This window comes from Gordonia cholesterolivorans, assembly GCF_039531975.1.
In the GTDB taxonomy this organism is placed as follows: domain Bacteria; phylum Actinomycetota; class Actinomycetes; order Mycobacteriales; family Mycobacteriaceae; genus Gordonia; species Gordonia sihwensis.
Window position 1 is genome coordinate 122,183 of sequence record NZ_BAAARB010000009.1, and the last position, 12,813, is coordinate 134,995.

10 protein-coding genes are annotated in these 12,813 nt (G+C 68.8%); 6 read left to right on the top strand and 4 right to left on the bottom strand.

Features of this window, described 5'->3' with window-relative positions:
* Window position 1: 1 nt before the first annotated feature.
* On the bottom strand, window positions 2-2,893 hold the full coding sequence (locus ABFX36_RS10435) for a DEAD/DEAH box helicase (protein WP_278124449.1): 2,892 nt from the start codon (window positions 2,891-2,893) through the stop codon (window positions 2-4).
* Window positions 2,894-2,963: 70 nt separating this feature from the next.
* Window positions 2,964-3,980, bottom strand: a complete 1,017-nt coding sequence (locus tag ABFX36_RS10440; protein ID WP_278127447.1) for an ABC transporter substrate-binding protein — start codon at window positions 3,978-3,980, stop codon at window positions 2,964-2,966.
* A gap of 228 nt (window positions 3,981-4,208) precedes the next feature.
* Between ABFX36_RS10440 and ctaD the strand changes: the two genes are divergently transcribed.
* From ctaD to ABFX36_RS10455, 3 genes are all read left to right on the top strand, one after another.
* Window positions 4,209-5,915 (top strand): aa3-type cytochrome oxidase subunit I, encoded by a 1,707-nt coding sequence (ctaD, locus tag ABFX36_RS10445; RefSeq protein ID WP_006895875.1) that lies wholly within the window; start codon window positions 4,209-4,211, stop codon window positions 5,913-5,915.
* Window positions 5,916-6,024: 109 nt separating this feature from the next.
* Window positions 6,025-7,251 carry a phosphoserine phosphatase SerB gene (serB, locus tag ABFX36_RS10450; RefSeq protein WP_006895876.1) on the top strand — a complete coding sequence of 409 codons (1,227 nt, stop codon included), beginning with the start codon at window positions 6,025-6,027 and terminating at the stop codon, window positions 7,249-7,251.
* A gap of 4 nt (window positions 7,252-7,255) precedes the next feature.
* Window positions 7,256-7,999: a peptidyl-tRNA hydrolase gene (locus tag ABFX36_RS10455; protein WP_346076229.1), complete on the top strand. Its 744-nt coding sequence runs from the start codon at window positions 7,256-7,258 to the stop codon at window positions 7,997-7,999.
* Window positions 8,000-8,039: 40 nt separating this feature from the next.
* Here the strand turns inward: ABFX36_RS10455 and ABFX36_RS10460 are convergent, their stop codons facing one another.
* Window positions 8,040-9,104 carry an LLM class flavin-dependent oxidoreductase gene (locus tag ABFX36_RS10460; protein WP_346076230.1) on the bottom strand — a complete coding sequence of 355 codons (1,065 nt, stop codon included), beginning with the start codon at window positions 9,102-9,104 and terminating at the stop codon, window positions 8,040-8,042.
* 74 nt (window positions 9,105-9,178) lie between these two features.
* Between ABFX36_RS10460 and ABFX36_RS10465 the strand changes: the two genes are divergently transcribed.
* Window positions 9,179-10,012, top strand: a complete 834-nt coding sequence (locus ABFX36_RS10465; protein ID WP_006895879.1) for an ABC transporter ATP-binding protein — start codon at window positions 9,179-9,181, stop codon at window positions 10,010-10,012.
* 112 nt (window positions 10,013-10,124) lie between these two features.
* Window positions 10,125-10,949 (top strand): NUDIX hydrolase, encoded by an 825-nt coding sequence (locus ABFX36_RS10470; protein ID WP_062366993.1) that lies wholly within the window; start codon window positions 10,125-10,127, stop codon window positions 10,947-10,949.
* Window positions 10,950-10,980: 31 nt separating this feature from the next.
* Here ABFX36_RS10470 and ligD read toward each other — a convergent pair whose 3' ends face one another.
* Window positions 10,981-11,928 carry a non-homologous end-joining DNA ligase gene (gene ligD, locus ABFX36_RS10475; protein ID WP_006895881.1) on the bottom strand — a complete coding sequence of 316 codons (948 nt, stop codon included), beginning with the start codon at window positions 11,926-11,928 and terminating at the stop codon, window positions 10,981-10,983.
* A 92-nt stretch (window positions 11,929-12,020) separates the two neighbouring features.
* Here ligD and ABFX36_RS10480 point away from each other — a divergent pair, with 92 nt between their 5' ends.
* A complete protein-coding gene (locus ABFX36_RS10480; protein WP_006895882.1) occupies window positions 12,021-12,809 on the top strand; it encodes an enoyl-CoA hydratase/isomerase family protein in 789 nt (262 codons plus the stop codon).
* Window positions 12,810-12,813 lie beyond the last annotated feature (4 nt).

Below are 12,813 nucleotides of genomic sequence, written 5' to 3' on the forward strand. Positions count from 1 at the left end.
CTCATTCGGCGACAGCCTCCTCGCGCAGAGCCAGCAGATCCATCAGGGTGTCGTCGTCGAGCTCGGTGAGCCACGACTCGCCGGTGCTGACCGTCAGGCGCGACAGTTCCCGCTTCGCCGCGACCATCTCATCGATCCGTTCCTCCAGCGTTCCGACGCACACGAACTTCCGGACCTGCACATTGCGCGTCTGCCCGATCCGGTAAGCACGGTCGGTGGCTTGATCCTCCACCGCCGGATTCCACCATCGATCGGCGTGGATGACATGATTCGCCGCCACCATGTTCAGGCCCGTTCCGCCGGCCTTCAGTGTGGCGAGAAGCACCGGCGGACCGTCCTCGGCGGCGAACCGCTCGACGATCTCGTCACGCCCGCTGCGGGTGACACCGCCGTGCAGGACCGGCACGGCGGCGCCGAGGACCGGTTCGAGCCAGGTCGAGAGCAAGTCGGCGAACGCAGCGAACTGGGTGAAGACCAGCGCGCGGTCGCCCTCGGCGATCAGCGTGGTCAGGACGTCGACGAGGAGTTCGACCTTGCCGGATCGATGGCGGCCCCGCCGCAGCATGGCCGAGCCGTCGTCGAGGTAGTGCGCCGGGTGATTGCAGATCTGCTTGAGCCGGGTCAGGGCAGCGAGGACCGTCCGACGGCGCGGGCCGCCCTGCTGGGTATCGGCGAGTGCCTCATGCAATTCGTTCAGAACGGCTTGATACAGGCCTGCCTGCTCACTGGACAGGTTGGTGCGGACCATCAGTTCGGTCTTCTCCGGGAGATCGGGAGCGATGGTCGGATCGGTCTTCTCCCTGCGCAGAATGAACGGCTTGGTCACGGCCGACAGCCGGGCGACGGCTCGCGCGTCCCGGTCGCGCTCGATGGGTTCGGCGAACCGGGCCCGGAACTTCGAGGCGGTGCCGAGCATGCCGGGATTCACCAGATCGATCACGGCCCGCAGGTCCTCCAGCCGATTCTCGACCGGGGTCCCGGTCAACGCGACCCGCTGGGCGGCCGAGACGGCGCGCAGCGCTTTCGCTGCCGCGGTGTGGACGTTCTTGACGTGCTGAGCCTCGTCGACGACGAGTTCCTTCCATGTCAACGCCGCCAGTGCATCACGGTCGCGCGCGAGAGTCGCGAACGTGGTGAGCACCACGTCGGCACGGTTCTCGGCGATCCGCTCCGTCGATCGGCCGGTGCCGTGATGGACCACCACCCGCAGATGCGGCGCGAACGACGACAACTCCCGTTGCCAATTGCCGATGACCGACATCGGGCACACCACCAGAGCCGGATCCGATTCCGGGTCGCGCTCGCGGCCGGCGGTGAGCAGCGCGATCACCTGCACGGTCTTGCCCAGACCCATGTCGTCGGCGAGGACGCCGCCTGCCCCGATGGCGCCCAACGCGGTCAGCCACTCCAGTCCGCGCTGCTGGTAGGGACGAAGCTCGGCGCGTAGACGCGACGGCGGGGGCATCGACGGCGGCACGATGGTCCCGCCCGCGGCGATGTCGTCGAGCCAGCCGAGGCCGGAGACCGTCGTGACCGGAACCGGAAGGGTGTCGTCGCGCTCGGTCACCAGAGCCAGGAGATCGGCCATCGTGGGCGCCTGGTCGCCGGGCGCCAGCGCACGTTGGGCCGCGACGAAGGCCGCGGCGCGGCCCAGTGCGGCGCCTTCGGCGCGGAGCCACGTGCCGCGGAGCCGGACGAGATCGCCGCTCTGCTGAGCGAGTTCCTCGATGTCGGACGATGACAGCTCTCGGGAGCCCGGGGCGTCGCCGAGAGCGAGCCGCCACTCGAAATCCGAGATCTCGTCGAGGCCGACGAATCCGGGCCGGGCTCCGCCGCCGGGCGTCTGTTGTGAACGGATCGACAGCGAGGGGGTGACGGCCGCGATCGACGACGGCAGAAGGACGTTCACGCCCGCCGCCTGGAGGTCCGCGGCACCGCGGGCGAGGAGTTCGTCGACCACCGCGGTCGTGAGCAGATAGTCGAGGCTGTGCGGATCGGCTTCGGCGCGGCTCAGCTCGCCGAACGCGCCGACCGCTGTCGCGAGCTCGGTGGTGACGGCATCGAGTTCGTGCGCATCGAGGCGGTGCGGGACCACCGGGACGAGTTCACCGTTCGGACTGCGGAGGCAGACCTCGAGGCGCCAGCGCACCTGCTCCGGCGCCATCAGCGGCTCGTCGGGCTCGTCCGGAGGTACGTGAAGGCGCATCACCAGTGCGGGGCGTCCCGGACCGGCGGTGCCGACCCAGTCGTGCCAGGCCTGTGCGCTGCGCGGTCCGATCTCGCCACCGAGATCGGTGGGCGCTCGTTGCGCCAGACCGGCGATGAGCGGTATCGGCGACGTCACCTCCGCTGCCGCGAGGAGCCGGCGGCACTCGTGGTCGACGGCCTCGGCGACGAAGTCGGTGACAGCTCCCCGGGTGGCCAGCGCGGGCGGCGCCGAGTCCTGTGCGATCGACAGCCAGCTGTGCCACGCGGCCCCGGGTACCGGGACCCAGCGCACCTCGTACACCCCGCCGACCAGACAGGTGCTCGGCGCGACGGCGCCTGACGCGATATAGCGGCGTACGCAGGCGAGGAGGTGACGGTAGTACGCGATGTCGCCGCCGACGCGGAGATGGGCGCAGCGATCGAGGAACTCGACAGCCGACGCCATGCCGAGTCCGCATGCCGGAAGGAACCGGCGCGTGCCGTCGGGTTCGGCGATCTCCACCGTGTGCCGCAGCCGCTTGCGTGACACCAGATCGGTGAGCGCCGCGGGGACCTCGACCGCGTCGCCGAAGACGGTGCCCGGTTCGGTCGGCGCATCGGGCCACACGGCCATCCCGAGCCCGGGAACCCAGCGGATGCGCAGCGGTGCCCGGCTGTGCTGCTCGGCCACGGCGATCGCTGTCATGGCACCAGTTGTAGCTCAGCGGTACGACATCGGCGATGTCGGGAGCGCCGCGAGGCCCGGACCGGCGGAATCAGCCCGCGGAACTGCTGTTGAGGGAGACCTTCACGTCGTTGAGCACCAGCCACGCCGCTGCCAGTCCGGACGTGCCGTACCAGACGGTGTCGTCGACGGAGAGGACTCGGTTCCAGGTGGGCGCGCCCATGTCTAGCCAACGATCGCTGAGGAGGACGCGCTTGCCGCGCTCCAGACCCTCGGGCCCCTCGTAGCTCACATAGATGAGGTCGGCGTCGGCGTCGGTGAAGTCGGCGTCGGTGGCGGGCACCGCCTCGGGCGTGCGCTGGGCGGCGGGCCGGGCGACCCCGATCGTCGCCATGATCTGCGCACCGAAGGAACCGGTGCCCTCGATCATCTCCGCGTCGGGAGTGAAACGGACCAGCGAGACCTCGCTGTGGGGTGCGTCCATCACGCGTCCCACGCGGTGCGCCTCGGTGGTGAATTCGTCGAGACGAGCATTCGCCGCCCCGGTCCGGCTGACGCCCGCCGCGACCGCGCGGAAGGCCGCCTGCCAGTCGGAGGCGGGATCGACGGTGACGATTCGGGCCGTGCCGAGCGCGCCGGTACCGCGCAACGCGTCGAGGCGCTGCCGCGTCTCCGGCGAGGTCAGGACCACCTGGGGGGCGGCGGTGCGCACGGCCGAACTCGCCGGTGCGTCGCCGAGCGCCGGAACCGAGGCCAGTTGCGGGCCCAGATAGGCCGGGACCGACCCGGCCGGCGCGGTCACACCCGTGACTTGAGCGCCCATGCCGAGCGCGCACAGCGCGTCGAGGAGAGCGGGATCGGTGACGACGATCCTGGCCACGTCTGCGAGGCCCGGGTCGGGTGCGGTGGGAGCCAGACAGGTCTTGGCGTAGTCGCGGCCCGGATTCACGATGTTCACCTCGGCGATCCGGGTCACCGTCGTGGAGATGACCGAGCCGTCGGGCGTGCGCAGGACGTCGTCGTCGGCGGCACAGGCGCCGAGGCCGACGGTCAGCGCGACCGCCGTCGCCAGGGCACCGGCGCAGCGCCGCGGGGAGCGGGCAAGCATGGAGAACACCCGCCTACGCTAGCATCGGCGGCTCGCCGTGAAATGGGGCTACCTGCGGCGACGAACGCGGTCTATCTTGGTAATACGACAGATCGTAGGACCCGGTCGGAACGGTGCGCCGGTCTGGTTTACGATCAGTACGTAGCGCTAGCGCCAGAGTTGGCACGACAGCAGAGTTTTGGGCCGTCAGGCCCGGTGCCCGCAATCGGCGCCGAGGAGGAGGAATCTGTGACCGCGGTAGACCAACCGACGACCCGGGTGGAGGCGGAGCGGCCGTATCCGGCCCGCGTCCAGCCCAAGGGCTCGTTCTTCTACAAGCTCATCACGACGACCGACCACAAGCTGATCGGTCAGATGTACATCGCCACCTGCATCGGGTTCTTCCTGGTCGGCGGTCTCATGGCGTTGTTGATGCGTGCCGAGTTGGCGCATCCGGGGCTGCAGTTCCTGTCGAACGAGCAGTTCAACCAGCTGTTCACCATGCACGGCACGGTGATGCTTCTGATGTACGCGACCCCGATCGTGATCGGTTTCGCGAACTTCGTCCTGCCTCTGCAGATCGGCTCGCCGGACGTCGCCTTCCCCCGCCTGAACGCGCTCGGCTACTGGCTGTTCCTGTTCGGCAACCTGGTCGCGCTGGGCGGCTTCCTCACTCCGGGCGGCGCCGCCGACTTCGGCTGGACCGCTTACACCCCGCTGACTGACGCCGTTCACGCTCCGGGCGTCGGTGCCGACCTGTGGATCATGGGCCTGGGTGTCGCCGGTCTGGGCACCATCCTGGGTGCGGTCAACATGATCACCACCGTCGTGTGTCTGCGCGCACCCGGCATGACCATGTTCCGCATGCCGATCTTCACCTGGAACATCCTGGTGACGAGCGTTCTGATCCTGCTGATCTTCCCGCTGCTCACCGCGGCGCTGATGGGTCTGGAGGTGGACCGGCAGTTCGGTGCGCATCTGTACGACCCGGCCAACGGCGGCGTGATCCTGTGGCAGCACCTGTTCTGGTTCTTCGGTCACCCCGAGGTCTACGTCATCGCCCTGCCGTTCTTCGGCATCGTGTCCGAGGTGTTCCCGGTGTTCTCCCGTAAGCCGCTGTTCGGCTACTCGGGCCTGGTGTACGCGACGCTGGCCATCGCGGCGCTGTCCGTCGCCGTCTGGGCGCACCACATGTACGTGACCGGATCGGTCCTGCTGCCGTTCTTCTCGTTCATGACGTTCCTGATCGCGGTTCCGACCGGTGTGAAGTTCTTCAACTGGATCGGCACCATGTGGAAGGGCCGAATCACCTTCGAGACACCGATGCTGTTCGCCATCGGCTTCATCGTCACCTTCCTCTTCGGTGGTCTGACCGGTGTTCTGCTCGCCAGCCCGCCGCTGGACTTCCACATCTCCGACACCTACTTCGTGGTGGCGCACTTCCACTACGTGCTCTTCGGCACGATCGTGTTCGCGACCTTCTCGGGAATCTACTTCTGGTTCCCGAAGATGACCGGTCGCATGCTCGACGAGACCCTGGGCAAGTGGCACTTCTGGCTGACCTTCATCGGCTTCCACGTCACCTTCCTGGTCCAGCACTGGCTGGGCAACGAGGGCATGCCGCGTCGTTACGCCGACTACCTGCCGTCGGACGGTTTCACCACGCTGAACATCGTCTCGACCGTCGGCGCGTTCATCCTCGGCCTGTCGACCCTGCCGTTCGTGTGGAACGTCTTCAAGAGCTACCGCTACGGCGAGGTCGTGACCGTCGACGACCCGTGGGGCTTCGGCAACAGCCTCGAGTGGGCCACCAGCTGCCCGCCGCCGCGGCACAACTTCACCGAGCTGCCGCGCATCCGTTCGGAGCGCCCGGCGTTCGAGCTGCACTACCCGCACATGGTCGAGCGCATGCGCGCCGAAGCCCATGTCGGCTGGGGCAGCAGCAACCAGCACTGACGTCGCGACAGCGACCAGATCAGGCCCGTCCGAGTTCGCTCGGACGGGCCTGATCGTCGTTGGTGGACCTGCCTGGGAACGCGTCGTCGGTGGCGGCCATAATTGCGGTGTGGAAACGAGCGATGCGAAGCGCACCATTCTGATCACCGTCAGCGGACCCGACCATCCCGGCGTCACCTCCTCCCTGATGGGGGCGTTGTCGTCGGTGGGCGTCGATCTGCTCGACGTGGAGCAGGTCGTGATTCACAATCATCTGACCCTCGGTGTACTGGTGACCGCCGACGGCGATGTGGAGGACCTGCAGGACGCGGTGTCCGCGCAGATGGCCGACCGCGGCATGCACGTCGATATCGACCTCGATCCGCACGGCAGAGAACAGGCCGCCTCCACTCACGCCGTCGTGGTCCTCGGCCGCCCGATCTCCGCGGAGGCCTTCCAGGCCGTGGCCGCCGAACTGCATCGTCAGGGCGCGAACATCGACTCTATCCGCGGAGTGGCCGACTACCCGCTCACCGGCCTGGAGCTGATGATCAAGGCCGTCGACACCGAGGACTCCGACGCGGCCATCCGCGAGGGGCTGGGCGCGGTGTCGGCGAAGTACCCGATCGACGTCGCGGTCGAACGCGGCGGGCTGGCGCGGCGTGCCAAGCGCGTCATCGTCTTCGACGTCGACTCGACGCTGATACAGGGCGAGGTCATCGAGATGCTCGCGGCCAAGGCCGGCCGCGAAGCCGAGGTCGCGGCGGTCACCGAGGCCGCCATGCGCGGGGAACTGGACTTCGCCGAGTCGCTGCACGAGCGGGTCAAGGCACTCGAGGGCCTCGACGCGGAGGTCATCGACCGGGTCGCGTCGTCCCTGGAACTGACTCCGGGCGCGCGCACCACCATTCGCACCCTGAACCGCCTCGGGTACCACTGCGGTGTGGTCTCCGGTGGCTTCCGCCAGGTGATCGAGCCGTTGGCCGGAGAGCTGGAACTCGACTTCGTGCGCGCGAACACTCTGGAGATCGTCGACGGCAAGCTGACCGGTCGGGTGATCGGAGAGGTGGTCGACCGAGAGGGCAAGGCTCGCGCGCTGGCCGCCTTCGCCGAACAGATGGGCGTCCCGATGGAGCAGACCGTCGCGGTCGGCGACGGTGCCAACGACATCGACATGCTGACCGCCGCCGGCCTGGGCATCGCATTCAACGCCAAACCCGCGCTCCGCGAGGTCGCCGACACCACCCTCGACCATCCGTACCTCGACGCCGTGCTGTTCATGCTCGGCGTCACCCGCGACGAGGTGGAGGCGGCTGACAGTCGCGACGGCGTGGTGCGACGCGTGCCGATCGACTGATCGGATGAGCGTCTCCGTCACCGATCAGTACCGGCGCCTGGTGTCGTACCAGGGTGCCTACGACGATCCCGAGGACCCGCAGAACGTACAGGCCATGCAGATGGTCCTGCACATCGAGAAGAAGGACCCACCCGAGCGCCATTCGCTGCTGGTGTCGGCGGCTCGAGCCGTCGTCCTGCTCTGTCTGGACCCTCGTGTCGCGGCGGGCGGGGAGTGGGCCGCACCGATGGACGCCTGGTGCGATGCCCGGATCCGCAAGATCGCCCGACGCGCACGGGGCGCCCAATGGGAGGCGGCTCAAGGCGTACCGGGAGTCACCGCGACCGTGAGCGGCGTGCAGGCTCGGGCGTATGTGCCGAGCCGCATCGGCGACGTCGACAAGCGGATCGCGAAATTGCAGATCGGCGGCACCGAGGTCGACGGCCCGCTACCGGGCGACGATGCGCCGGTGGACGGTTCCGCCGGTTTGATCCTCTGGGTCAATCCGGGCCTCGAGATGACGGTGGGGAAGACGGCGGCACAGGTCGGTCACGCGTCGATGCTGGGAGTCCGCTTGATGTCGGAGACGCAGACCGCGGACTGGTATGCGGAGGGCTGTCCTCTGGACGTCCGCCTGCCGGGACCGCAGCACTGGGCCCGTCTCGTCGACGCCGCCGCGGCCGGCGACGCTGTCCCCGTGCAGGATGCCGGTTTCACCGAGATCGCGCCCGGGTCGATGACCGTGATCGCCGAACTAGCCCGGCCGTGAGCTGTTCGGCTCCGCCGCACGGCGAGCGGAGCCGGACCGCTCAGACGCTCGGGGCCAACTTCTCCACGGTGCCGAACCACACCTCGCGATCGCCCGCCAGCGGGGCGAGGATCAATTCGTCGGCGCCGATACGCTCGGCGAACCGATCGAGTCGGCCCAGGACGTCGTCGGGTGTGCCGACCGCGGCGAGCCGAAGCATCTCGTCGACCTGAGCGCCCTGCGGTCCGTCGAGCAGAGCGGCGGCGTCCGCGTCACTCAGGTGACGTCCGCGGTTGAAGAGGAACTTGATCCGCTGCAGTTTCGCCGATCGGAGCTGCTCGTAGGCGCGGTCGACGTCGTCGTCGGCGATGACGGTCGCGGCCGCCATCACGTACGGCTCGGTCTGTCCGCCGTCGGGCAGCGGTGCGGGCCGGAAGTCGCGCACGTAGAGTTCCACTGCCCGTTCCAGGGCCTGCGGCGCGAAATGCGAGGCGAAGGCGTAGGGGAGACCGAGGGCCGCGGCGAGCTGGGCGCCGAACAGTGATGATCCGAGGATGTAGAGCGGGACACCGGTGCCCGCGCCCGGGGTCGCGACCACACCGTGGACCGAGGAACCCGCGAAGTAGCGCTGGAGTTCCACGACGTCGCCCGGGAAGTTCTCTGCGGCCGCGGGAGTGCGTCGGAGCGCGGTGAACGTGGCCTGATCGCCGCCCGGCGCACGCCCGAGGCCGAGATCGATGCGGCCGGGATGGAGCTCGGCGAGGGTGCCGAACTGCTCGGCGATCGCCAGCGGCGAGTGGTTGGGCAGCATCACGCCGCCGGCGCCGAGACGGATATGGGAGGTGTGGGCCGCCATGTGCGCGACGAGGACCGCGGGCGCTGCGGACGCGATGGCCGGCATGTTGTGGTGCTCGGCGTACCAGATCCGCCGGTAACCGGTCCGGTCCGCGAACTGCGCCATCCGGAGCGAGTGCGCGAGGGACTGGGCGACGGTCTCGCCGGGGCCCACCTGAGCGAGGTCGAGGAGGGAGAACGGGACGCGGGACCGCGCGGCGCGGGAATCGGCCGGCGAGTCTGAGGGATCGGAGACAGCGTCTGAGGGATCGGAAACGACGGAATCGGTCACTGATGGTTCAGCGGTGCGGGGCGTCTTTGTATTCCGCCGCACCGGCGATGTGAGGCATCCGGCACCATGGAGACGTGACCGAACTGATTGCTGACCCCGACCTGCTCATCGATTTTCGCGACGTCTCCCTGGTGCGTGACGGCAAGACGCTCGTCGGCCCGGTGAACTGGCAGGTGGAGCTCGACGAGCGATGGGTGATCATCGGGCCCAACGGCGCTGGGAAGACGTCGCTGCTCCGGATGGCCGCGGCCATGGACTTCCCCACCCGCGGTGAGGCGTTCGTGGTGGGCGAGCGGCTGGGCCGCACCGACGTGCGTGAGCTGTCGACCCGGATCGGCATGGTGAGTTCGGCGATGGCGGCCCGGGTGCCGGGCGACGAACTCGTCTCCGACCTGGTGATCTCGGCAGGCTATTCGGTGCTGGGCCGCTGGCGCGAACAGTACGACGAGATGGACCGGGCGCAGGCGGCGGACATCCTGGAGTCGATGGGCGCCGAACACCTCGCCGATCGCACGTTCGGCACGTTGTCGGAGGGCGAACGCAAGCGAGTGCTGATCGCCCGAGGTCTGATGACCGACCCGGAACTGCTGCTTCTGGACGAGCCGGCCGCTGGACTCGATCTCGGCGGGCGCGAGGAACTCGTCGACCGGCTGAGTGTGCTCGCATCCGATCCGGATTCCCCGGCGCTGGTGCTGATCACGCATCACGTCGAAGAGATTCCGCCGGGCTTCACGAACATCATGATGCTGTCCGAGGGCGCCGTGACCGCACAGGGTCCGCTCGACGAGGCGCTCACGGCCGAGAACCTCACGGCGACCTTCCGCCAGAACATCGCGCTCACCCGGGACGACGGCCGTTACTTCGCTCGTCGCGCACGCCGAGCGGGCGGTCACCGTCGCGGGGAATGACCCGACCGGGCCGCCGAATATCGATGCGGCGTTTCTTGGGTATGCGAGTATTGAATCCGGCCGACCGAGCGTAAGTTCGGTCGCAGATGATCGCTCAGTCGAAGGAACGTGCATGTTTGCTGAAGAAGGTTCGGCCCCGGTGCCGCTGCGGGACGCCTCCACGGTCGTCCTCGTCCGAGACTCCGCCGACGGCATCGAGATCTTCCTCCAGCGCAGGGTCAAGCAGATGGCGTTCGCCGGCGGGATGACGGTGTTCCCCGGCGGCGGTGTCGACGATCGCGACCGCGATGCGGAGATCGCGTGGGCGGGCCCGGACGTGGACTGGTGGGGCGAGAAGTTCGGCACCGACGTCGAGACCGTGCGGGCGCTGGTGTGCGCCGCGGTCCGCGAGACCTTCGAGGAATGCGGGGTGCTCCTTGCCGGGTCGGCCGACGCCGTCCATCCGGACCCGGCGAGCCTGGCGGGTGAACGCGCCCGCCTGGTGAACAAGGAGATCTCGTTCGCGCAGTTCTTGAACGAGCACGCACTGGTGCTGCGCACCGATCTGCTCGCGCCGCTGTCGCACTGGATCACCCCCAAGAACGAGGTTCGCCGCTACGACACCCGCTTCTTCCTCGCGGAACTCCCCGCCGGGCAGAACGCCGACGGCGAGACCTCGGAGGCGGCCGCTACCGAGTGGCAGACCGCGGAGCGAGCGCTGGCCGACTGGGAGGCGGGGCGGCACTTTCTGCTCCCGCCCACGTGGTCGCAGCTCCGAGAGGTCGCCCGGTACGCGACGGTCGCCGAACTGATGGCCGCCGAGCACGTCATCGCGCCGGTGGAACCGGCCATCGCCGACCCGGCAGGACTCCAGGGGCTCCGCTTCGCCGACTCCGACGAGTACCTCGCCTCGCTCGCCGACGGCCGGATGGAACGGCTCGGGGACACCGCGTCGTAGCCGGAGAGGGGCGCGGCATCCGGCGCGGGTGCTACTCGCCGGCGAGTCCGTCTCGGTCGGCCCACTCCAGCAGGGGGTCGAGCCGGAATGCGCGGTCGTCGATCGCGCGGTGAAGGTCGCCGAGTTCGGCGTAGCGGGCGGGCATCGTCGCGACGGTGAAGTCGTCCGGCTCGGCGTCGTCGATCTCGTCCCAGCGCAGCGGCGCCGAGACCGTGGCGCGGGCGTTCGCGCGGATCGAGTACGCGGCGGCCATCGTGTGATCCCTGGCGTTCTGGTTGAAGTCGATGAAGACGGCGTCGGGATCGCGGTCCTTGCGCCACCACGTCACCGTGGCGTCGCCGGGCAGCCGTCGCACCACTTCGGCACCGAAGGCGTGTGCGGCGCGGCGCACGTCGCCGAATCCCCACTCGGGTTCGATGCGAACGTAGACGTGCAGTCCGTGCCCGCCGGACGTCTTCGGGAATCCGCGGATGCCGAGTTCGTCGAGTATCTCGTGGACCACGTGCGCCACCCGGCGGACGCGGGCGAAGTCCGCGCCGGGCATCGGATCGAGGTCGATCCGCCACTCGTCGGGCTGTTCGACGTGCGAGCGCCGCGAGTTCCAGGGGTGGAACTCGACAGTCGCCATCTGTACGGCCCAGAGCACCGCCGCGGGCTCGGTCACGCACAGTTCGTGGACGGTGCGCGAGTACCGGGGGAAGAAGATGTCGACGGTCTGCACCCAGTCGGGCGCACCGGCTGGGAGCTTCTTCTGGTGGACCTTCTTCTCCGCCGTCCCGCGAGGGAAGCGGTGAAGCATGCACGGCCGTTCGTACAGAGCGCGGGTGATGCCGTCCGCGACGGCCAGGTAGTACCTCGCGAGGTCGAGCTTCGTGAGTCCGGCATCGGCGAAATAGACACGGTCGGGGCTGCTCACCCGCACGTCGCGAACCGACCCGTCGGGCCCGGGAACCTGCAGTACGACGGCTTCGTCACCCATGCGGCAACACTAATCCCTCTCGGGAGGGTTCAGGTGTCACATGCTTACCGCCCGGTTGGGTCGACGACCTGACTTACCGGTAGCCTGCCCTCATGGCTGAGTTTGTGACGCTGGAGACGTCCGAGGAACATCCGGGCGTCGGGACGATCCTGCTGAACCGTCCGCCGATGAACGCGCTGAACCGTCAGGTCCAGAATGAGCTCGCGGCGGCCGCCGACGAGGCGAGCGTGCGCGACGACGTCAAGGCCGTCGTCATCTACGGCGGGCCCAAGGTGCTGGCGGCGGGCGCCGACATCAAAGAGATGAACGATATGTCGTTCTCGGACATGCAGAAGGTCGCCGGACGTCTGCAGCGGGCGCTGGGGGCGATCGCCGAGATCCCGAAGCCGACGGTCGCGGCGATCACCGGTTACGCGCTGGGCGGCGGACTCGAGGTGGCGCTGGGCGCCGATCGGCGCATCGTCGGCGACAACGCCAAGCTCGGCGTGCCCGAGGTGCTGCTCGGAGTGATCCCCGGAGGCGGCGGCACGCAGCGGCTCGCGCGGCTGATCGGTCCCTCGCGGGCCAAGGACATGATCTTCACCGGTCGGTTCGTCGGTGCCGAGGAAGCTCTGCGGATCGGTCTCGTCGACCAGGTGGTGGCACCCGACGACGTGTACGACGAAGCGCTGAAGTGGGCGGGCCAGTTCTCCGGAGCGGCTTCGGCCGCCCTCGCCGCCGCGAAGACCGCCGTCGACTCGGGTCTCGAAGTGGACCTGGCCACCGGACTCAAGATCGAAGAACAGGCTTTCGCGGCCCTGTTCGCGACGCAGGACCGCACCATCGGCATGGAGTCGTTCGTAGCCAACGGCCCGGGCAAAGCCGAATTCACCGGAAAGTAGGGAA

Bases quoted from the DNA above. Each gene is read 5' to 3' on its own strand.
- ABFX36_RS10455 (WP_346076229.1), top strand. From the start codon at position 7,256: ATGAGCGTCTCCGTCACCGATCAGTACCGGCGCCTGGTGTCGTACCAG.
- ABFX36_RS10435 (WP_278124449.1), bottom strand. From the start codon at position 2,893: ATGACAGCGATCGCCGTGGCCGAGCAGCACAGCCGGGCACCGCTGCGC.
- ABFX36_RS10470 (WP_062366993.1), top strand. From the start codon at position 10,125: ATGTTTGCTGAAGAAGGTTCGGCCCCGGTGCCGCTGCGGGACGCCTCC.
- ABFX36_RS10440 (WP_278127447.1), bottom strand. From the start codon at position 3,980: ATGCTTGCCCGCTCCCCGCGGCGCTGCGCCGGTGCCCTGGCGACGGCG.
- ligD (WP_006895881.1), bottom strand. From the start codon at position 11,928: ATGGGTGACGAAGCCGTCGTACTGCAGGTTCCCGGGCCCGACGGGTCG.
- ABFX36_RS10480 (WP_006895882.1), top strand. From the start codon at position 12,021: ATGGCTGAGTTTGTGACGCTGGAGACGTCCGAGGAACATCCGGGCGTC.